The sequence below is a fragment of the Pseudomonas fluorescens genome (assembly GCF_902497745.1).
In the GTDB taxonomy this organism is placed as follows: domain Bacteria; phylum Pseudomonadota; class Gammaproteobacteria; order Pseudomonadales; family Pseudomonadaceae; genus Aquipseudomonas; species Aquipseudomonas fluorescens_BM.
Window position 1 is genome coordinate 357,893 of record NZ_CABVHJ010000005.1, and the last position, 21,163, is coordinate 379,055.

General features: G+C 59.9%; 24 protein-coding genes. All 24 read left to right on the forward strand.

All coding sequences use genetic code 11. The annotated features are described in order from the left end of the window. Window positions 1-12: 12 nt before the first annotated feature. Window positions 13-345: a phage baseplate protein gene (locus tag F8N44_RS10635; protein ID WP_122843256.1), complete on the forward strand. Its 333-nt coding sequence runs from the start codon at window positions 13-15 to the stop codon at window positions 343-345. Continuing rightward, window positions 342-1,337, forward strand: a complete 996-nt coding sequence (locus F8N44_RS10640; RefSeq protein ID WP_150650267.1) for a baseplate J/gp47 family protein — start codon at window positions 342-344, stop codon at window positions 1,335-1,337. Before F8N44_RS10635 ends, F8N44_RS10640 begins: the two co-directional genes overlap by 4 nt. Continuing rightward, the gene (locus F8N44_RS10645) at window positions 1,334-1,969 is read left to right on the forward strand and encodes a phage tail protein I (protein WP_150650268.1); all 636 of its coding nucleotides are present in this window, start codon (window positions 1,334-1,336) and stop codon (window positions 1,967-1,969) included. The genes F8N44_RS10640 and F8N44_RS10645 overlap by 4 nt, the downstream gene beginning before the upstream one ends. Then, complete coding sequence (locus F8N44_RS10650; protein ID WP_150650269.1) at window positions 1,970-4,453, forward strand: phage tail protein; 2,484 nt, start codon at window positions 1,970-1,972, stop codon at window positions 4,451-4,453. Window positions 4,454-4,458: 5 nt separating this feature from the next. After that, entirely contained in the window at window positions 4,459-5,007 is a 549-nt protein-coding gene (locus F8N44_RS10655) for a DUF4376 domain-containing protein (RefSeq protein WP_150650270.1), read from the forward strand. A 106-nt stretch (window positions 5,008-5,113) separates the two neighbouring features. Then, entirely contained in the window at window positions 5,114-5,299 is a 186-nt protein-coding gene (locus tag F8N44_RS10660; RefSeq protein ID WP_016985057.1) for a hypothetical protein, read from the forward strand. 2 nt (window positions 5,300-5,301) lie between these two features. Beyond that, the gene (locus F8N44_RS10665; RefSeq protein ID WP_150650271.1) at window positions 5,302-6,468 is read left to right on the forward strand and encodes a phage tail protein; all 1,167 of its coding nucleotides are present in this window, start codon (window positions 5,302-5,304) and stop codon (window positions 6,466-6,468) included. Further along, window positions 6,468-6,974, forward strand: coding sequence for a phage major tail tube protein (locus F8N44_RS10670; RefSeq protein WP_016985055.1), 507 nt, complete (start codon window positions 6,468-6,470; stop codon window positions 6,972-6,974). The genes F8N44_RS10665 and F8N44_RS10670 overlap by 1 nt, the downstream gene beginning before the upstream one ends. Window positions 6,975-7,145: 171 nt before the next feature. Continuing rightward, the gene (locus F8N44_RS10675) at window positions 7,146-7,727 is read left to right on the forward strand and encodes a phage tail assembly protein (RefSeq protein WP_150650272.1); all 582 of its coding nucleotides are present in this window, start codon (window positions 7,146-7,148) and stop codon (window positions 7,725-7,727) included. Between the two features lie 129 nt (window positions 7,728-7,856). After that, window positions 7,857-10,082 (forward strand): phage tail tape measure protein, encoded by a 2,226-nt coding sequence (locus F8N44_RS10680; protein WP_150650273.1) that lies wholly within the window; start codon window positions 7,857-7,859, stop codon window positions 10,080-10,082. Continuing rightward, entirely contained in the window at window positions 10,082-10,465 is a 384-nt protein-coding gene (locus F8N44_RS10685) for a phage tail protein (RefSeq protein ID WP_095050425.1), read from the forward strand. Before F8N44_RS10680 ends, F8N44_RS10685 begins: the two co-directional genes overlap by 1 nt. Beyond that, window positions 10,458-10,670: a tail protein X gene (locus F8N44_RS10690; RefSeq protein WP_064393145.1), complete on the forward strand. Its 213-nt coding sequence runs from the start codon at window positions 10,458-10,460 to the stop codon at window positions 10,668-10,670. The genes F8N44_RS10685 and F8N44_RS10690 overlap by 8 nt, the downstream gene beginning before the upstream one ends. Before the next feature lie 9 nt (window positions 10,671-10,679). Continuing rightward, the gene (locus F8N44_RS10695) at window positions 10,680-11,711 is read left to right on the forward strand and encodes a phage late control D family protein (RefSeq protein ID WP_150650274.1); all 1,032 of its coding nucleotides are present in this window, start codon (window positions 10,680-10,682) and stop codon (window positions 11,709-11,711) included. Window positions 11,712-11,854: 143 nt separating this feature from the next. Continuing rightward, window positions 11,855-12,439: a hypothetical protein gene (locus F8N44_RS10700; protein ID WP_150650275.1), complete on the forward strand. Its 585-nt coding sequence runs from the start codon at window positions 11,855-11,857 to the stop codon at window positions 12,437-12,439. After that, complete coding sequence (locus tag F8N44_RS10705; protein ID WP_034154909.1) at window positions 12,436-12,615, forward strand: DUF2635 domain-containing protein; 180 nt, start codon at window positions 12,436-12,438, stop codon at window positions 12,613-12,615. The genes F8N44_RS10700 and F8N44_RS10705 overlap by 4 nt, the downstream gene beginning before the upstream one ends. After that, window positions 12,615-14,111 (forward strand): phage tail sheath subtilisin-like domain-containing protein, encoded by a 1,497-nt coding sequence (locus tag F8N44_RS10710; protein WP_095119258.1) that lies wholly within the window; start codon window positions 12,615-12,617, stop codon window positions 14,109-14,111. The genes F8N44_RS10705 and F8N44_RS10710 overlap by 1 nt, the downstream gene beginning before the upstream one ends. Window positions 14,112-14,178: 67 nt before the next feature. Continuing rightward, window positions 14,179-14,526, forward strand: a complete 348-nt coding sequence (locus F8N44_RS10715; protein WP_007908779.1) for a phage tail tube protein — start codon at window positions 14,179-14,181, stop codon at window positions 14,524-14,526. Beyond that, complete coding sequence (locus F8N44_RS10720; protein WP_007908778.1) at window positions 14,523-14,819, forward strand: phage tail assembly protein; 297 nt, start codon at window positions 14,523-14,525, stop codon at window positions 14,817-14,819. The genes F8N44_RS10715 and F8N44_RS10720 overlap by 4 nt, the downstream gene beginning before the upstream one ends. Window positions 14,820-14,949: 130 nt before the next feature. Further along, window positions 14,950-16,935: a hypothetical protein gene (locus tag F8N44_RS10725; protein ID WP_150650276.1), complete on the forward strand. Its 1,986-nt coding sequence runs from the start codon at window positions 14,950-14,952 to the stop codon at window positions 16,933-16,935. After that, complete coding sequence (locus tag F8N44_RS10730) at window positions 16,922-18,157, forward strand: DNA circularization protein (RefSeq protein ID WP_150650277.1); 1,236 nt, start codon at window positions 16,922-16,924, stop codon at window positions 18,155-18,157. Before F8N44_RS10725 ends, F8N44_RS10730 begins: the two co-directional genes overlap by 14 nt. Window positions 18,158-18,160: 3 nt before the next feature. After that, a complete protein-coding gene (locus tag F8N44_RS10735; protein WP_150650278.1) occupies window positions 18,161-19,210 on the forward strand; it encodes a phage baseplate assembly protein in 1,050 nt (349 codons plus the stop codon). A gap of 135 nt (window positions 19,211-19,345) precedes the next feature. Continuing rightward, the gene (locus F8N44_RS10740) at window positions 19,346-19,855 is read left to right on the forward strand and encodes a phage baseplate assembly protein V (RefSeq protein ID WP_150650279.1); all 510 of its coding nucleotides are present in this window, start codon (window positions 19,346-19,348) and stop codon (window positions 19,853-19,855) included. Beyond that, window positions 19,855-20,253 carry a phage GP46 family protein gene (locus F8N44_RS10745; protein ID WP_016985043.1) on the forward strand — a complete coding sequence of 133 codons (399 nt, stop codon included), beginning with the start codon at window positions 19,855-19,857 and terminating at the stop codon, window positions 20,251-20,253. Before F8N44_RS10740 ends, F8N44_RS10745 begins: the two co-directional genes overlap by 1 nt. Beyond that, window positions 20,243-21,163 (forward strand): baseplate J/gp47 family protein (locus F8N44_RS10750; protein ID WP_150650280.1); only part of this gene is annotated, 921 nt, incomplete at its 3' end. The genes F8N44_RS10745 and F8N44_RS10750, both read left to right, overlap by 11 nt.

A 21,163-nucleotide genomic window follows, 5' to 3' on the forward strand; every position in this document is an offset into this window, starting at 1 on the left:
CAAGAGCCTCCCATGATCGGAATCGATAGAGACAGCGGGGCCACGGTCGACGACTGGCTGCAGTTTGTGCAGCGCGCGACCCGGGCCCTGACCACGCCGCTGGGCACCCGGCAAAAACGGCCCTTGTACGGATCGCTGATCCCCACGTTGTTGGGGCAGAACCTCGGCGACGACGTGCTGCTCCTGGCGCAGAGCCACGCGGCGCAAGCGTTCTACAACGTGCAGAACGGGATCAGCGATTTTCAACCACAAGTGATCGTCGCCAGCCGTCAGGGCGCAGGTCTATTACTGCGTTTCGCCGGCACCTGGAAAAACCGTCAACAGACATTCGAGGTCGTGACATGAGCATGTTGATCCCCGGCCAGAACCAATTGGCCGAACCCGCGCTGATCACCGTTGAAGCCTTCGAAGATCTGCTCGCCGAGTTCAAGGCTTTCGTCATCGAATACGTCGGAGCGCGCTCGCCAGAAAGTGCCGCGAAACTCAAGACCAGTCTGGAAAACGAGAGCGAACTGCTGACGCTTGCGCTTGAAGCTTTCTGTGTCCGGCTGCAAACCCACGAGCGCAAATACAACGCTCGCATCAAACAGATGCTGGCGTGGTGGGCGACGGGCAGCAACCTCGATGCGCGGCTGGCGGACATGGGGCTTGAGCGGCAGTTGCTCGATCCGGGCGACCCGGCGGCATTCCCGCCGGTGCCGGCGATTTATGAAAGCGACGAAGACGCTCGCCTGCGTTATTACCTGGCGCCGCATGCGCCGGCAGCAGGTTCGCGGATGCAGTATCGCCGCGAAGTTTTCACCCTTGGCGAGCGTCCGACGGTGCAGGTCGAATCCACCGAGGCGGGTGTGGTGAATGTCACTTACACCTTCAGCCCGGATGGCCTTGCTGCACAGGTCAAGGATGGCAATGGTCGGCGCACCGCGCCCGGCGAAGTGCAGGTCACTGTGCTGTCCCGAGACGGCGATGGCACACCTTCCGTGTCGTTGCTTGACGGCGTTCGTCAGCACTTCGCTCGACCGGATGTGCGACCTGAAACGGACCTCATTACCGTCAAGGCTGCTGACATTCAGCGCTATAAGATCCGCGTCGTCGCCAAGATCAATTCCGGCCCGGATTCGGGCCTGACCAAAGTCGCCGCGCAACAGCAATTGCAGGCCTACGCCGACAGTTGCCATCGTCTTGAAGGCCGCGTTGATCCAAGCTGGATCGACTACACACTGCACAGTGCCGGCGCCGTGCAATTGCAGATTCTTGAACCGCTGGCGCCGATCGTGACCACGGCGTTTCAAGCGCCGTATTGCATGGCGGTCGAAGTTGAGGTGCTGACGCTATGAGTGAAAAAACTCAGCGCCCCACACTGCTGCCGGCGAACAGTTCGGCACTTGAACGGGGTTTGGATCTTGGCTTCGGCGCACTGCTTGATCGCATCGCGCCGCCATTTCCTGAACTCATGAACCCGAGCGAAACGCCGGTCGCATTCCTGCCGTATCTGGCAGCCGATCGCGGTGTTGCCGAATGGAGCACCGCTGCGCCGGAAGCGGAAAAACGCCTGACCGTCGAACTGGCCTGGCCCACCGCGCGCCAGGCCGGCACTCGCAAGGCGCTGGAAAACGCCGCCAAGGGGTTGCAGTTAAGGCCCGAGATCCGCGCCTGGTACGAACAGACACCGCCCGGTGCCCCGTACAGCTTTTCTGTACGAGCCTTCAGCGACCAACCCTACAGCGAAGAAATCGATGCCCGTCTCGACCGACGTCTGGCGGATGCCAAGAGCGAACGCGATGTGCTGACGGTCTCCGTTGGCTTGAGCGCTTTCGGCAATCACGTCATTGGCGCCGCGACGTTCTGCGGCGAGCTGACCACGGTTTATCCGGTGTTCATCGAAGGCCTTGAAACCTCGGGAGAGGCGTTCATGGCTGCCGGTATGTACTCCGTCGAAACATCCACTATTTATCCTCAGGGGGCCTGAATGGCTGACTATTACACCCTGCTCACCAACGCAGGGATTGCCTACGAAACGGCATGCAAGGCTGCGGGCCAGCCGATCAAGCTGACGCAGATTTCCGTCGGTGATGGCGGCGGCACGGTCTACAACCCGGCCGCGACCGCCACCGCGCTGAAACGCGAAGTCTGGCGTGGGCCGCTGAATGCGCTGTTCCAAGACGAGAAGAACCCGAGCTGGCTGCTCGCCGAAGTGACCATTCCGCCGGATGTTGGTGGCTGGTATGTGCGTGAAGCGGGACTGTGGACCGACACTGGAATTCTCTACGCCATCGTCAAATACCCGGAGTCGTTCAAACCGGTTCTGGCGACGTCGGGTTCCGGTAAAGAGTTCTACATTCGGTCGATTTTCGAGACGAGTAATGCGTCGCTGGTGACGTTGTTGATTGATGACACCGTCGTCAAAGCCACGCGTGCCTGGGTCATGAGTTACCTCGCCGAAGAACTCGGCAAACTCGATGGCAAGCAATCGGTGCGTGTTGCGGCTACCACCAATGTGGTACTGAACGGTGCGCAGCAAATCGACGGTGTTGCAGTGATTGCTGGCGACCGCGTGCTGGTTGCGAACCAGACCCTGGCCAAGGACAACGGCCTGTGGATTGTCGCCAATGGCGACTGGGTACGGGCGACCGATGCCAACAGCAACGCCAAGGTTACGCCAGGTCTGACGGTCATGGTCGAGGAGGGCACGGCCAATGGTGATTCGTTATGGCACCTGACCACCAATGCGCCGATCACTCTCGGTACTACAGCGTTGACGTTCAAAATGCTGGCTGGCCGTACGGGTATTGCTGGCGGGACTTACAAAAGTCTGACCGTTGACGAATACGGCCGGGCGACTGCCGGGGCAAACCCCGAGACGCTCGCAGGGTTTGGAATCAAGGACTCGTACACCAAGGCTGAAGTTGAAGCGCTGATTGCCAAGGCGTCGGCGTTGCCGGTGGGGTCGATTGTCGCGTTTCCGGTAGATGCTCCGCCGCCGGGTTTTCTGGAACTGGATAACAGCGTCAAGAGCAGCGCGACTTATCCGGACTTGAGCGCTTATCTAGGTAGCAAGTTCAACAAGGGTGATGAGGGCGTTGGCAACTTCCGCTTACCCGAGGCGCGTGGGGAGTTCTTGCGTGGTTGGGATCATGGGCGTGGAGTAGACGCCGGACGTGGTCTCGGCAGCTGGCAGGCCGACGACAACAAGGCGCATGCTCATACCGTCACCCGCATGCAGGCGTTCGCCAATGCGACCGGCAGTAATCCGAGTGCCGTAGTGGTAGACAACGGCAATACGGCCGTAATGACTAATTTCGCAGCAGGCTTCAATAGTTCTGGTGGCCCGGAGGCACGACCTCGCAACATCGCGGTCATGTGGTGCATAAAAGCCTGGAACGCCCCGGTCAATCAGGGGACCATCGATGTCGCCGCGCTGGCGAAGGAAGTCGAACGGCTCAAATCCGCTGTTCCAGTGGGCGCTGTTCTGGCATTCCCGACAGGCATCGTCGCTCCCGGTTATCTGGAGCTGGACGGCAGTGTGCAGAGCATTGCGACTTATCCGGATCTAGCCGCTTTTCTCGGTACCACTTACAACAAAGGTGACGAGGGCGCGGGCAACTTCCGCTTGCCAGAATCGCGTGGTGAGTTCCTGCGTGGTTGGGATCATGGGCGTGGAGTTGATTCAGGGCGGGGATTGGGAAGCTTCCAGAAAGCGACACTTTTAGCGACTGACGCAATAACCCCTGATATCAAGGCGCTGCAAGACACCACCGTAGCATTCAAGCTTGGTCCGACCCTCAGTGAGAACAGTCATTCATATGTTGGGGGTGACGTTGTCACTAAGGCCATGTATCCAGACACTGGCATTTCCGTCAGCACGGCTGCGAGAGAAGGGCTGTCATTTTTAGACAGTTTGCCTATGTATGAGCGAGGCAATCTCGTTGGAACGCGGCCACGCAATATCGCCGTCATGTGGTGCATCAAAGCCTGGAACGCGCCGGTGAATCAGGGAAGCATCGATATCGCCGCACTTTCGGTATTCGCTCAACAAGCGACCGAAATCAAACTTGGAACTGCCAATATCGCTACTCAGGTGCTGACAGATGCCGGCACGGATGATGCCACGATCGTGACCCCGAAAAAGCTCCGCTGGGGTTTTCAGATCCTCAAGGGGGCAACCGGCGGCTACATAGTGTTTCCTTCGTGGCTGGGCGGCTTTGTCATCCAATGGCTCGATGTTGTCATGCCGACGACTTCGCTCGGCACTACCAGGTTTGTGTGGCCAATGACTTTTCCAACCACCATGGCGGCGTGCGCTATTGCAACGAACTGTATGAATAGCTCGCCGGGTTACAACAGCTTAGCGGTAGTGGCCCGCGATAAAAACGGCGCAACGCTTCAAAACCTTGGTTTGTCGGGGGCCTTTGGTGCGGTTGCCCCTACAACTGTCATTGCTGTGGGGTGGTAGTGGTTATGACTAAATATGCAGTATTTGATAACACAGGCATTTTGACAGGACGCTATGACTCAGGCCTTCACGCAGATATTCCCCGTGGGGCTGTCGCGATCACTGCAGAGCTGTTTCGTCGCACGGTATTAGAATCAGATGGGGTTTGGCGGTTGGTTGACGGAGAGGTAGTCAAGGAGCCAATCGCCGAAGTCTTGCCAGACTATCCGCAACTGGTCGCCGTCGAGCGCTACAGGCGCGAGGCAACTGGCGTAAGCGTTGAAGGTTTGCAAATCGAGACCACCCGCGACAGCCAGGCGCTGATTGCCAGTACCGGATTGTCCGCCGTCCTCGATCCCGATTACCGCTGCAACTTCAAAACGGTGACCGGTTTTGTCGAGATCGGGTCGGGGCAAATCATTACCATCGCCAAGGCTGTTCGGGCTCACGTTCAAGCTTGTTTTGATCGCGAGTTGACACTTTTGCGCGCGATCGAGGCCGGTGAATTCCACGAAGATATGCTGTTGGACGGTTGGCCTGATTCCGCTCCGCTTGATCCTATAGAACCTCAATAAGAGCCCCGCACCCCCCCTCGGGCGTTTTCTTATCCGCCAAAAAACATTCAACACCCGCCAAAGCCCCTCCCCACGAGGGGCTTTCCCGTTTATGGAGAAACGAAAAATGGCAACCCGCCAAACCTACACCGTGCTCGTCCCATTCCCCACCGGCGGTGGGCACTGGTCGAGCATCGGCCAAGACCTCGACCTGCTCGACGTCGAGGCCAGTGCCTTGCACTTCGCCGGTCGACTGGAACTGAAAACCCCCTCCACCCAGGCCAAAAAGGCCGCTGCCAAGAAGGCTGACTGAATATGGCTGAGGTTCTGAACTTCGAGCACAACGGCATTACCGTCAATGCGACCGAATCCCCTGAGGCCATGGGTGGCCTGGGTGACAACGTTATCGGTCTGGTCGGCACTGCGCCGAAAGCCGATCCGCTGATTCCGCGCAACGCACCGTTTCGCATCAACAGCTTCACCACACAGGCGCTGCTCGATCCGACCGGTTCGGAAGAGGGCACTCTGTATCACGCGGTTTACCAGATCCTCAAAGTGGTCAAGGTGCCGGTCTACGTGGTGATCGTCGAAGCGGGCGCAACCCCGGCCGACACCGTCAACAACGTGATCGGCGGCGTTGATCCGCTGACCGGCCGCAAGCTCGGTCTGGCTGCACTGGGCAGTGTTCCGGAAGACCTGACCATCATTGGTGCGCCGGGCTTCACTGGCACTAAAGCAGTGGCCAGCGAGTTCGCCTCGTTCGGCAAGCGCATCAAGGCCCGTGTGGTACTGGACGGCAAGGACGCCTCGGTCGCCGATCAAGTGCTGTACAGCCAGGAACTGGGCGGTGCCGATCTCGGTTTCGACCGTTGCCTGGTGGTGCACAACATGCCTGCGGTGTACTCGAAAGCCGCGAAGAAAAACGTCTTCCTGTCGCCTTCCAGTCTGGCGATTGCCGCGCTGGCCAAGGTCAAACAATGGGAAAGCCCGGGCAATCAGGTGACCTACGCCGAGGACGTGTCGCGGGTCGTTGAATACAACATCCTCGACACCTCCACCGAAGGCGATCTGCTCAACCGCTACGGCGTCAGCTACTACGCCCGCACCGTGCTCGGCGGCTTCTCGCTGCTGGGTAACCGCTCGATCACCGGCAAGTTCATCAGCTACGTCGGCCTCGAAGATGCGATCAGCCGCAAGCTGGTAAAAGCTGGCCAGAAAGCCATGGCGAAAAACCTCACCAAATCCTTCATGGATCAAGAGGTCAAGCGCATCAACGACTGGCTGCAAACCCTGGTCGCCGACGAAACCATTCCTGGCGGCAGCGTCTATCTGCACCCGGAACTCAACAGCGTCGAGAAGTACAAGAACGGCACCTGGTACGTGGTCATCGACTACGGCCGCTACGCGCCGAACGAACACATGGTTTATCAACTCAACGCCCGCGATGAAATCATCGAGCAGTTCCTGGAGGACGTTCTCTAATGTTTACCAACCGCGTAAGACAGGCCATCGCGGCCACCCTGCAAGGCCTGCCGCTGTCGGCGACCGTTGAGGAATTCACTCCGCCGAAAATTGAATTCGATGTGGAAGAGATGCGTGGCGGGCGCTTCATCGTCGAGGAAATGGCCAAGGGCGGTAAAGCGCTCAACGCCAAGCTGACCCTGCAAGGTCTCGGAGCCGAAGTCATGCTGGCACTGGGTGTGAAGCTGGGCGACGACATCCTGCTGAACGTGCGTGAAGCCGGTCAGGATCAGGACGGCAACACCTGGTTCACCTATCACACCGTCGGCGGCAAGCTGAAGTCCCTCGAAGAAACCGCCGTGAAGATGGGTGAAAAACCCAAGACCAATCTGGAACTGTCCTGCCGCACCTACAACCGCCTGGAAAACGGCGTGCCGGTGATCGACATCGACGTGCGCACCCAGAAGTTCGTGCTCAACGGCGTCGACATCCTCGGTGATGCCCGGCGTGCGGTGCTGATGCCGTAACCCGTTACACCGCAAAACCTGTGGGAGCGAGCCTGCTCGCGAAGAGGCCATCACATTCGCTACCTATGTGACTGTAAGACCGCTTTCGCGAGCAGGCTCGCTCCCACATTGGGCCAGGTTGACTGACCCCTTTGCGCAACATCCCCCCAAGAATCACCAAGGAATTCATACATGTCGTGGATGCCACCTCAGCATGACCTGCTGTCGCCGATCACCGGTGATGACGGTTCGCAGATCGAAACGATCCAGCTCAAACCGTTGTTCTACGCCGCGCAAAAAGAAGCGCTGGAACGCGCCGGCGATGATGAAGACGATCAGTTCTTCGAACTGGCGCTGCTCGCCACCGGCCTGTCGGTCAAGGAACTCGACCAGCTCAAGCGCCCGGACTACGTGAGCATCGCCCAATACGTGCACGAGATGTCGACCCGTCCGGCGTCGTACTTTCTGGAGCAGGTCGAAGACGCGGAAAAATCCGCTGATCCCGATCAGGTGCAACTGCTGCAACCGCTCGCCGTGACCGGCCGCACCGTGACCTCGCTGAGCCTGGAAATGCCCGTGCTGCGCGCGACCAAAGTGATGAAGAAACTGAAAACGGCCAAGGAACGCGCCGAATTCATCACCGCCCATTGCACCGGCCTGATGATCCCCGATCTGGCCCTGATGAGCGTCCCGGACTGGACGCAATTGCAGGTGCGCATCGACGATTTTTTAAACCAGCCGGCGGCCTACTTTCGGAACGCGACATCGAAGTAATCCTCGATATCGTCCCGCTCATTTACCCGGTAAGTGAAGCGGAAATTCTCGAATGGGACGCCGAAAAGGCGTTGCGCCGCTACGACATAGCGATCACTCGCCTTGGCGTGAAACAGGAGTAGAGCGGCAATGGCAGAGAGCAAATATGCGCTCACATACGCCGGTGAGAGCGGCAATACAACGGACGGATCTACGCTACCCGACAACCTCGGCAAACCGCTGCAGGATTTGAGTCTGACGCTAGCGTTGGCAAGCTTGGATATTCGTTTGCTGACTCAGGAGCAGATCAAGCTGCGCGAACTGTTGGTGAGCCAGCAATCGCTTTTCAAGGTTGTGGCGGCAGCCCCTGCTGCCAATAGTGAGCCGAAGTCAAAGCTCAAGGCAGAGGTCGAGCAGCGCTCACCGCCTAAAGCCATGCAAGCGACGATGGCACAGCAGACCTCTTTGTCTGAACTCAATCGAGTGCTGAAACTGGACAAGGATCAACTTCAGGCGCTTTCACAAGAAACCCTGAGGATGACCAGCGAGAAACAGGTTGCTCCCAGTGGCGCCACCGGCGTGGATCTGCTGCAGGTGCAACTGGCTGCGGCCAAGTCGGGGGTAGGTGAAGGCCTTCAACCCGAGCTTAAAGTTGCCGCCTTGACCGATTTCGCCCGCGATGCGGCGATCAACGCCTCGGCGTTCGGCGTTGATGTGAAATCAGCCAGCGAGATGATGCTGGCTTGGCAATCAGCGATGAATCTTGATCGCGGTAAAAGCCAAAGCCTGGCCGATGCGACCAATTATCTGGGGCACAGCACGCTGGACGCGACATCGGCGGACATCGGCTCAGTTGTACAGAATGTTGGTGAAAAAGCCGTCGCCGGCGGACTCACGCCGGAGCAGGTCGCGGCATTGGCCGCAGCGTTTTTGAACAGCGGTGTTGAAAAGTCCGCAGCGGGAGCCGGGCTCAACAGTCTGATGACGGTGCTTGCCAAGGCCGACACAGCCACGGATGAGCAGCGCACTGCCTGGGCTTCGCTTGGCAATGGACTGGGGCCGGAGGCAGTCGCCACAGGCATGAAGACCGATGCGTCGGCGACCATCATCAAGGTCATGGAAGCCCTCAAGGACAAGAAGCCCGAGGAGAAGGAGGCTTTGACCAAGACCCTCTTCAGTGGCAACGACGCCATTCTCAAGTTGCTGAAAAAACCTGAGGACGTGACTAAGGCGTTCGGTCTGCTGACTGCGCCGAATCCGCAAGCCCCGTCGAAGCTCGATTACGCCGGCTCAGTCAGCAAAGACGCTGAGCAATTGGGGGGCACCTCGCAAGGGCGCGTCAATGCGCTGGACGCGAGTGTCACACGGTTGTTTACAGCCGCTGGCGGTGCATTCACCAATGCGTTCGATGATGTGGTGGTCTCTCTGGATACTGTCGCCAGTGGCATGGCCCGCTTTGCCGAGGAACAGCCTAGGGCGACGGCGGCCCTGCTCACGCTGGGTGGCGTTATTGCCTTGTCCCGGGGCGCGCAAATCAAAGCTGCCACGACCTCGGTCATTCGCGGTGCGGCGACAAAATTGCTGACGACGGCAGGCGCCGGTCCTCTTATCGATGTTCTGGATCAGCCTGCCATCGCTGGCGACACCGGCAAGCCCGACAAACCCGACAAGTCCGACAAACCCGACAAGCCTGAAAAAACTGACAAACCCGAAAAAACCGGCAAGCCCAAAAAGCGCCAAAACCCGGCCAAACCCAAAGCCTCCGTCAACCCACCATCTGTCGAGCCGCTAGCGCCTGAGCAACCACGCCCGACATTGCGTAGCCGTTTCACCGACGCCAAAGCCTTGGCCAAGGGATTCAGCAAAACCAATGCACTGCTGACCGTGGCCACCGCGGCTCCCGACGTGTTGAAGGGGCTGGAGGAAGGCGATAACAAACTGGTCGGCGGTGCGCTGGGTTCAGCCGGCGGCAGTCTGGCCGGTGGTTATGCCGGTGCGGTTGCCGGCGCGATGATCGGCAGTTTCATTCCCGTCATCGGCACGGCCATCGGCGGCGTGGTGGGTGGCATCGTCGGCAGCACGATGGGCAGCATGGGCGGTTCGTGGCTGGGTGAAAAACTGGCGCCAGCCTCCGACAAACTTGCCCCGCCGGCAGAGGTCGCCAAAGAACTGCCGAGCGCGCAGACGCAAAACCAGCAGGTGAGCTTTTCACCGTTGATCCAGGTCACCTGTCCGGCTCCGGACACGGCTGAACAAATCCGCACGATCATCGGGCAGCAACTGAGTGGACAATTCCACGGCCAGTTCCTGCCGCTGTTGACCAATAACCCGCTCGGCACCCGCCGTGACGCAGCCCTGACCGATGGAGCGGCCTGATGAAACAACAAATGGCACTAGGCAGCTTCATCTTCGGCCTCTCGCGCCAATTTGCGTACCACTCGCTGTTGCGCAAGTCCGATGGCGGCTGGACCGAAATACAGATCCTCACCAGCAAACCGAAATCCAGCCAGACCGGCCAAAAACCGGAAACCCTGACCATTACCGGCAAGTCGATGTACGCCGTGGCCATGGATCGGCTCGATGAATTACGCGCCTTGCAGGCGCTGCGTATCCCGCTGCCATTGATTGACGGGATTGGTCGCAATTGGGGGCTGTGGCGGATCAACAGCGTTCAGGAAACCCAGACCCAGATCATCGATGACGGTACGGCGATGGTGGTTGACTGGGTCATCGAATTGGCGGAGTTCAACAATGCGTAAGGTACGAAGCGTGGCCGGTGATTCGGTGAATCTGCTGCTCTACCGCGAAACCGGGCGCAGTGACGATGCCGCTGAAGAAGCCCTGTGGAAACTCAATCCGACCCTGGCCGAACACGGCCCGGTTCTGCCCGCTGGCATCTGGGTCGTGCTGCCTGAACTCGACAGCAAACCCGCCGCGATCAAAGCGCTCACGGCCTGGGATTAAGGAGGTTGTATGGCATTGGGTTTTACCCCGGTCGTGCAGATTTATGGCGCAAACGCGGATCTTCTCAACCAGCGTCTGATCAGTTGGGAGCACATTGATGCCGCCGGTATCGAGTCGGATCAACTGACCCTGACCATTGATCTGGAGGGCCTCGAAGGGCTGCCAAATCTGGGCGGGAAAATCGGCCTGCTGGTGGGTTACCTGGAAATGGAGGAGATGGTCGACAAGGGCCAGTTCAAAGTCACTCGCCTGACGCCGACGCTGTTTCCGTTTCGCCTGACCCTGGTGGCCACGGCAGCGCCGTTCAGCAAGGATGACGAGACCGGTTTCAAACAGCGCCGCACCGCCAGTCATGGACCGACGACGCTCGGTCAATTGTTTAGCAAGCTGGTGTCGCAGCACGGTTTTTCATCGCGTGTCGCTGCGGACGTGTCGATGATCAAAATCGCCCACGTCGACCAGTCCAATGAAACCGACATGGGCTTTCTGACGCGGTTGGCGAAGAAGTACAACCTGGTCGCCAAACCTTATGGCGATGCATATGTGCTGGCGCGACCCGGTCAGATCAAATCAATTTCGGGGCAGAAACTGCAGGATGTGACGTTGTCGGTCACCCACAACAATCGTCCCGGCGATCAGGCTTTCATCAGCGCCACGCTGGAAGAGGCCGCCCGCGAACAGGCCAAGGGCTGCAAGACCTGTTTTGTCGATGCTGTTACAGGCGTTTTGCACTGGGTCGAAACGGGACTTGCGCCGTTCAAGACCATCCGCCAGAAGCAACCCAATGAAGCGGACGCCATCGCCGTTGGCGAGGGCGAAGTGCGCAAAATGCTCCGGCAAAAGTACAAGGTGAAGATCACTTGCCCAGGCGATCCGCGACTGGCCGCTGAAGGCCTGGTACTGCTTGATGACACCTGGCCGGACTTCATGCGCGGGCGCTGGTCGATCGACAAGGTCACCGCCAGTGGCAATCGCGAGAACAGCTATCGCTGCCTGATCGATGCCAGCGGCCTCGATCCAAAGGCTGAATCCAAAGACTGACGACACAACTCCCTGTGGGAGCGAGCCTGCTCGCGAAGAGGCCGGAACATCCCAGCATTGAAAGCGACTGACACACCGCTTTCGCGAGCAGGCTCGCTCCCACATTGGGTCCTGCGCAATTCTCATCATTCTGGAACACCTCCATGAAGATCACCCCGATCCTCACGCAGCTGCGTGGGCAATGCCCTGGCCTTGCCAATCATATTTCGGTGGGTGTCGATCTGGCGCTGCTACAAGGCAATGCCGATCTGCCGACACCCTCGGCCCATGTGCTGCCACTGGCCGACTTGGCGAGTGAAAGCACCACCCAAAACCTCACCACCCAACCGATCCGCGACCGCTTCGAAATCGTCCTGGCACTTGACGCCACCGACGCTACAAAAGCGCTGGATCTGTTGCACGACCTGCGTGCCGAACTGTGGCGCGCGCTGGTCGGTTTCAAGCCCGATTCCGACTACAGCGCCATCGTCTATGACGGCGGCGAGATGGTCTCGATCGACAGCAGCCGCGCCTTTTACCGGCTGCGCTTTTTTGCCGAGTTCCAGCTCGGCCGCAATCTGCCAAGTCAGCCTGCGGAGAGTTGGCACGAACGCGAACTGGACGGTTTGTCGTCCTTTACCGGGGCCACCGTGCGGGTCGATGCGATCGATCCGGCCGACCCCAACCTGAAACGCCCGGGCCCTGATGGGCGCGTGGAAATGACTTTCTCTGCAGAGGTAACCCCATGAGCAATCGCATCACCGTACTGCCGGCCGCTGGCCGCGTCGTACCTGACCCGGAGGCCGGCGATCTGCTGCCGCTGGAAGGCCGTGAAGTGCTGGACAGCGCCTGGTGGCGCCGACGTCTGGCCGACGGCGATATCACCCTCAAAACCGCACCAGCCAAACAAAAGGGAGCCAAATAATGGCGATCGGATTCAGCAACATCCCCGCGGACATTCGTGTACCGCTGTTCTATGCCGAAATGGACAACTCGGCCGCCAATAGCGCGAGTTCGACCCTGCGTCGTTTGATCGTCGCTCAGGTCAACGACAACATCGCGCCGACCGAAGTCGGCAAACTGGTTTTGGTCTCCAGCGTTGCGCTGGCGAAAAGCATCGGTGGCCAAGGCTCGATGCTCGCCTCGATGTACGAGACCTTCCGCAAGGCCGACCCGATCGGTGAGATCTGGTGCCTGCCGCTGCATAACACCGAAGGCGCGATCGCCAAAGGCGTGCTGACCCTGACCGGTACCGCCACTCAGGCTGGCGTGTTGAATCTGTATGTCGGCGGCGTGCGTGTGCAAGCCACCGTGGTCAACGGTGCCACCGCTGCCCAAGCGGCCACCGCCCTGGCGCAGAAAATCAACGCCACCGCCGACCTGCCGGTCAGCGCTGCCGCTGCCGAAGGTGTGGTCACCCTGAACGCCAAATGGACAGGCGACAGCGGCAACGACATCAGCCTGCAATTCAATCGCCTGGGCAAGAGCAATGGCGAAGACACCCCGGCCGGCCTGACCACTGCAATCACTGCCATGACCGGCGGTGCCGGTGTGCCGGATCAGGTGGCGGCGATTGCCGCGCTGGGTGACGAGCCGTTCGAGTTTATCGCCCTGCCATGGTCGGATCTGTCGACCCTCAATACCTGGCAAGCGGTCATGGATGACAGCACCGGTCGCTGGTCGTGGGCCAAGCAACTGTTCGGTCACGTATACAGCGCCAAACGCGGCACCGTCGGCACTTTGGTTGCGGCCGGTCAGGCACGCAACGATCAGCACATGACCATTCAGGCGCTGGAGCCGGGTGTTCCACAACCGTTCTGGGTACAAGCCGCGGCACTGGCTGCACGCACCGCCGTGTTCATCTCTGCCGATGCCAGCCGTCCAACCCAGAGTGGCAGCCTGCCGGGCGTTGATCCGGCACCGGCCAGTGAACGCTTCACCCTGACCGAGCGTCAGTCGCTGCTCAACTACGGCATTGCCACTGCGTACTACGAAGGCGGTTACGTGCGCATCCAGCGCTCGATCACCACTTACCAGAAAAACGCTTACGGTCAGGCCGACAACTCCTACCTGGACAGCGAAACCATGCACCAGTCGGCGTTCATCGTGCGCCGTCTGCAAAGCGTGATCACCAGCAAATACGGCCGCCACAAACTGGCTTCCGACGGCACCCGTTTCGGCGCCGGCCAGCCAATCGTCACCCCGGCGACCATTCGCGGTGAGCTGATCGCGCAGTACGCCAAGCTCGAACTGGAAGGCCACGTCGAGAACGCCGAGCTGTTCGCCGAGCACCTGATCGTCGAGCGCGACGTGCAGGACCCGAGCCGTGTGAACGTGCTGTTCCCGCCGGATTACATCAACGGTCTGCGCGTGTTCGCACTGCTCAACCAATTCCGTCTGCAGTACGACGACGCGGCTTGATCCGCGCGTTTGACGGCAAGTTATCAGCCCACCTCGCGTGGGCTTTTTTATGCAAGGGAGTAACACCATGGGTCAACTGATTGCAGGCACCTGCTACGTCAAAGTCGACGGCGCACAACTGACCATCAATGGCGGCTGCGAAGCCCCGCTGATGGCGGTCAAACGCGAAACCGTCGTACCCGGTTTCTACAAGGAAACCGACATCGCGCCGTCGTTCAAAGTGACTGCGCTGCACACCGCCGACTTCCCGCTGAAGAAGCTGATCGAAGGCACCGACATCACCGTCACCTGCGAATTCAGCAACGGCAAAGTCTACGTGCTGGCCGGTGCCTATCTGGTTGAAGAGCCAGTTTCCAAGGGCGATGACGCCACCATCGAACTGAAATTCGAAGGCATCAAGGGGACCTGGCAATGAGCGGCGCCGTGAAGCTTCAGGTTGCGATCGAAGCTCACGGCGAGCCCCTGACCGAACTCGTCCTGCGCCGTCCGACGGTGCAGGAAGTGCGAGCGATCAAGGCGCTGCCGTACAAGATCGACAAGAGCGAAGAAGTCAGCCTCGACATGGACGTGGCGGCCAAATACATCGCCGTGTGCGCCGGCATTCCGCCGTCGTCGGTCAACCAGCTGGATCTGGCTGACCTCAATGCGCTGAGCTGGGCCGTTGCGAGTTTTTTCATGAGTGCGGCGTCGGCGCCATCACCGACCTGATCGCCGTCGCCTATGACCTGGCCTGGTTCTGGAAGGTTGACCCCGAACAGATGATGGCCAGGCCACTGGATGTGCTCCGCGAATCGCTGGAGCACGCGCAACGGATCAATGCGATGCAGCAGGTGCAGTGATGGCGAATACAAATTTGAGCCTGATTCCGCAGACCTTTCCTGTCACGGTCAACATGCTCGTGGTGCTCAAGGGCGCCGAGAAGATGGAAGCCGAAATGAAAGGGCTGCGCGGCAAGGTCGCAGCATTCAAGAAAAGCATGGAAGACAGCGGCCTCGAGCCGCTGGACGTCGCTGGGTTCATCTCCGAAGGTGGCTTGCTCAAGCCGTTTCAGGACGGCATCAAGAAAGCCATCGAGGCGCAGGATGCGCTGGCGAAAAAGGTCGCGGCGAACAAGGGCCTGAAACTGCCGAAAGTGGTGCAGGGGGAAACCTCGGCCAACCTGGCAAAGTTCAACGAAGCGCTGGACAAGATCTCGTTGAACATTGGCAATGCGTTGTTGCCGGCGGTGAACGGTATCGTTACCGCAATCACGCCGGTGATCACCTCGATTGGCCAGTTTGTGGCGAACAATCCTTCTCTTGTCGAAGGGCTGGCGGCGGCAGCTGTCGCGTTCACGGTGGTCACCGTGGGTGCGATGGGGCTGGTCGGTGTGTTGGGTATTCTGACCTCACCGATCGGTTTGATTGCCGCCGCGATTGCGGCCGCGGTGGCGATCATCGTCATCGGCGCGCGCTTGATCAGCAACAACTGGGGGGCGATCTCGGGCTTCTTCAGCCGGACCTGGCAATCGATCGGCGATGCGACCCGTCGCGGCATCGACGACGTGCGCAAAGGCTGGGATGAGATGGTCGCGGATGGAAGGCAACGGTTCGAGTCGATGCGTGCCACAGCTTCGCTGAAGTGGCAGGAGATGCGCACTGACGCTATCGCTGGTGCCAGCCGTCTGGCGGCGGGAGCGTCCGAACGTCTGCACGCATTCGGCGCGTCCATCGAGCAGACCTGGGATTCGGCTCGCACCTCCGTCGGCGCTTACTGGGACAGTGCAGCTGCCAGCACTGCGGCTGGATTGCAAAGCCTCAAGGCCCGGTTGTACACCTCGCCACTGGAGAAAATGACTGCGTTGTGGAACTCCGCCGATGAAGTCGTCAGCGGGTACTGGAATCGTACCTATGCGGCGACAATGGCCGGATGGGAATCGGTCAAGTCGACGTTTGACGGCACGCTGACAGCAAAAATGTCAGGCGCATGGGATGCCGCACAAAGCGCGGTCTTCACGGCCATCGACGATATGAGCAACAGGGTTGCAACCGGTTGGTCGAACATCACATCGCTGTTCGACGGCACGCTGGCAACCAACATGTCGACGGTCTGGGGTTCTGCGCAAAGCACGGTTTTCGATGCGGTTGGCAGCATGCACAGCATTGCGGCGAGTGGTTGGGAGCAACTCAAATCGACGTTCGCCTGGTCTCCGACCGCGATGGTCGAAAGCGCCTGGCAACCCTTGGCACCGGTTTTTTCAGCGCTGTGGGACGTTCTTCGCGCGGGTGCCCAGCCATTGAAGAGCGAGTTTCAGAACTTGTTCGGCAATGCTCCCGTTGAAGCGGTCATGGCAAAATGGAATGGCGTCACGGAATATTTTTCCGGTTTGTGGGCAACGCTGAACACCGACGCACAATCGGTGAAAGCAACCTTGGGTGATCTGTTCAGTCAGTCGCCGCTGGAATCCATTCAGCAGAAGTGGCAGCCCGTTCTCGTCTGGTTCAGTGATATGTCGACAAGACTCCAAGGTATTTTCGCACAGGTCAAAGAACTGCTCGGCGGCAATGTCTCCGGGTTCTTCGCCACGATCACCGGCACCAGCGCTGCGGTGCCTGCCGGGGCGCCAGGAATGAGCAGCACACTGCCGCAAACCTCTGGCGCGCTGATTCAACAAAGTGCAATCAACAACCGCACGCAGCTCGAAGGCGGCCTGACCGTACGCTTCGAAAATGCGCCGGCCGGGTTGCGCACCGATCAACCGCAAAGCAATCAACCGGGCCTGGCGCTGTCATCGCGCATCGGCTATCGCTCGCTGTCGATGGGAGGTTCCAATGAACTGGCGTGACCGTTTATTGCCGGCATCCTTTCGCGGTGTCGGCTTCTGGATCGATCAGGCGAAAACCCCGGTCGGTCGCAAAGGCCAGTTGCACGAGTATCCGCAACGCGATCTGCCGTACTTCGAAGATCTCGGCCAGCAGGCGAGGATTCACGATGTCACGGCCTTCATCATCGGCGCCGATTGCCTGGAGCAGCGCGACAAGTTGCTCAAGGCGTTGGAGGCGGGCAGTGGTGAACTGGTGCATCCGTGGCTAGGACGCCTGCAAGTCAAGGTTGGCGAATGCGACATGACCCACACCCGCCAGGACGGCGGGTTGGTGACCTTTACCCTGAAGTTCTATCCAGACCAACCGTTGCCGTTTCCGACCGCCACGGTCAGCACGCAGAAAGTGTTGTTGATCAAGGCTGACACGCTGCTGGGGTCTGCAGTGGCGCGCTTCGAACAGGCGATGACGCTGATCAAGGCTGCGCGGATCGGCATTGCCAATCTGCGTAACAGCCTGACCGGCGTTTATGAGGTGATCAAAGAACAGCTCAAGCCGCTGATCGAGCAGTACCGGCAAATCACTGAACTGGTCAAAGCCGTGAAGGAGTTGCCCAAGGAAGTGGCAGCCGAGTTCAAAGGTTTGCTCGGCGATATCAAGGAGCTCAAGGAATTCGCGAAGGAAGGCTACCGTGGCGTGATCGCCGATGTGTCCCAACAACTCGAAGCGATCCGCAAGGCTGATGCGCCGAAGATCACCACCGGCAAGGACACCAACGCAGCGGCGCAGGCCATGGCCGATCTGGTCCAGGACACGCTGATCGTGAAAGCGGCGCAGTGGATCGCCTCCATGCCGGTGGCCACCAAACCGGTGAAATTGCCGTCGACACCTTCCGTCGATCAGCAGGCGAACCAGCCGATCAATCGTCCGGATGTGCCCGCCATCGATGATGTGCAGGCAATTCAGAAGACGCTGATCGAAACCCTGAATCTGGTGAAGACCAAGGCCGGCCCTGCGCACCACCAACTGATCAGTGATCTGCAGGATGCGGCGGTCGCGCACCTCAAGTCGGTCGCATCGTCCGGTGTGCGCCTGGTGACTAAAACCATCCAGGAAAGCGCTCCGGCGGTGGTAGTGGCCTACAAGTATCTGGGCGATGCCACACGGGTCACTGAAATCACCCAGCGCAACGGGATGAACCATCCAGGTTTCTCGCCCAACGATGTGAAAGTCTCCGGAGAGTGAACCATGAGCGAAATGGACAATCGCGTCACGCTGACGGTCAACAACATGGAATACGGCGGCTGGAAAAGCGTGGAAATCACCGCCGATCTGGAGCGCCAGTTTCGCACCTTCAAACTCGACATCACCTGGCAATGGCCGGGGCAGACTGTCGCCAAACCGATCAAGCCCGGTGACCCGTGCGAAGTGCGAATCGGCAACGATCTGCTGCTCACCGGTTATGTGTTCAAAGCCCCGATCAGGTATGACGGGCGGCAGATCAGCCTGACTATCGAGGGCAGTTCCAAGACTCAGGATCTGGTCGATTGCGCCGCCAGAAACCAGCCGAACCAGTGGCAGGAACAACCGCTGTTGAGCATCGTTCAGGCGCTGGCGATGGAGTACGGGCTGATGGTGGTCAATGAAATCCCCGAGACCACGCGGCTGACCAAACACACGATCGTGCCGGGTGAAACGGTGTTCCAGTCGATCGACCGGTTGCTCTCGCTGCTGCGGGTGTTTTCCACCGATGACGAGCAGGGCCGGCTGGTGCTGGCCAAACCCGGCAGCGGTGGTCGGGCCAGCGATGCGCTGGAACTGGGCAAGAATATTTTGTCCGCCAGCGCGGCGATGGATTACAGCCAGGTGTTCTCGGAATACCGGGTGATCGGTCAGCAAAAAGGCTCGGACAAGAAGAGCGGGGCGGCAGTCAGCGAGGTTGAATCCAGCGCGACCGATCTGAGCTTCAAACGTCGACGCACCACGGTCATCAACGAAGGCACGCAACTGACCTTTGAATTGGCGCAGCAGCGTGCCCAATGGGAAAGCGCGACCCGCATGGGTCGGGCGCAGACCACCACCTATCAGGTGCAGGGCTGGCGTCAATCCAACGGTGATTTGTGGCGCCACAACACGCTGGTGCGGGTCAAGGATCCGGTGCTTGAGTTTGATGGCGACATGCTGATTTCCAAAGTCACCTATTCGTTGTCGGCGCAAGGCTCGGTGACCACGCTGCAAGTGGCGCCGCCGCATACCTTCGATGCCAATCCAATGCCCCCGAAAAACACATCAGCCTGACCCCCGACCCTGTGGGAGCGAGCTTGCTCGCGAAGGCGTCAGATCAGACACCGCTCTGGTGCTTGTCAGGACGCTTTCGCGAGCAAGCTCGCTCCCACAGGGATCAGCGTCAACCTCACCTCTTGAGGACAACCCATGAGCCTACTGACACGCCTGCTGGCGCGCGGCACTGTCGTGCTCGCCAATTCGGCATCCAAGCTGCAATCGCTGCAAATGCGCCTCACCGCTGGCGAAGTGAACGACGACCTCGAACATTTCGAACCCTACGGTTTCACCAGCCATCCGCTGGCCGGTGCTGAAGGTGTCGTCACCTTTATCGGCGGCGACCGTTCCCATGCCATCGCTCTGGTCATCGCCGACCGCCGTTATCGCTTGCAATCGCTGGCTTCGGGCGAGGTGGCGATCTACACCGACGAGGGCGACAGGATTCACTTCAAGCGTGGGCGGATCATCGATATCGAAACCGCCACGCTGAACATCCGCGCCAGCAGCGCGGTGAACTTCGATACGCCGGTGATCAACCAGACCGGCAAGATCGTGTCCACCGGCGATCAACTGGCCGGCGGCATCAGCCAGATCAACCACGTGCACGTCGGCGTGCAGGCCGGCAGCGGCCAGACCGGCGCGCCGGCAGGAGGCAAGTGATGCTGATCAGCCCGAACCTCCACGCTGCACTGACCCGCTCTGTATTGATCAGCCTGTTCACCTGGCGCCGCGCCGCCGATGACGACGCCCTCGATGACGACGAGCGTTTCGGCTGGTGGGGCGACACCTTTCCCACCGTTGCCGACGACCGCATCGGCTCGCGGCTGTGGCTGCTGCGCCGGGTGAAACTGACCCGACAAACGCAGATGGACGCCGAGTTCTACGCCCGTGAAGCCTTGCAGTGGCTGATCGACGACGGCCACTGCAGCGCCATCGACATCATCAGCGAACGCCTCGACGCCCAGCGCCTGAACCTGCGCACGGTCCTCACTCTGGCTGACGGCGAACGTCTGGACATCAACCCCGATAACAGTTGGCAGGTGATCTATGCCGTTTGAAACCCCTTCGCTGCCGGTGCTGATCAAGCGCACCCAAAGCGACCTGGCCGGCGATTCGCTGCGCCAGTCCGATGCGCAAGTGCTGGCCCGTACCCTCGGTGGTGCGGCTTATGGTCTGTACGGTTATCTCGACTGGATTGCCGAGCAGATTCTGCCCGACAAGGCCGATGAGTCGACCCTGGAACGTATCGCCGCGCTGCGCTTGAACCAACCGCGCAAACCCGCGCAAGTCGCCACCGGCAGCGTCAGCTTTACCGCGACCGCTGGCGCTGTGCTCGACGTCGACACCCTGCTGCAATCGAACGACGGTCGCACCTACAAAGTCACCGCCGCGCGCACCACGACCAATGGCAGCAACACCACCACGATTGCCGCGCTGGATGCCGGCAGTCTGGGCAATGCTGACGCCGGGCTGGCGCTGACCCCGGTGCAGCCGATTGCCGGTGTCGTCGGCAACAGTTTTGTGGTGCTGGCGCCGGGACTCAGCGGCGGTGTGGCGCGGGAAAGTCTGGAGTCACTGCGTTCGCGGGTGATCCGTTCCTACCGCGTGATTCCCCATGGCGGCTCGGCCAGTGACTACGAAACCTGGGCGCTGGAAGTGCCCGGCGTGACGCGCGCCTGGTGCCGTGGTGGCTTTCTCGGCCCAGGCACCGTGGGCGTGTACATCATGCGTGACGACGATCCGCAACCGGTACCTAACGACGAGCAACTGGCCGAGGTGCAGGCCTATATCGAACCGTTGCGCCCGGTGACGGCTGAAGTGCATGTGCGTCCGCCGATTCAGGTGCCCGTGACCTATCGCCTGAAGTTGACCCCAGACACCAGCGCCGTACGCGCGGCGGTCGAAACCCAATTGCGCGACCTGCACAACCGTGAGGCTGACCTCGGCGAGGATCTGCTGATCAGCCAT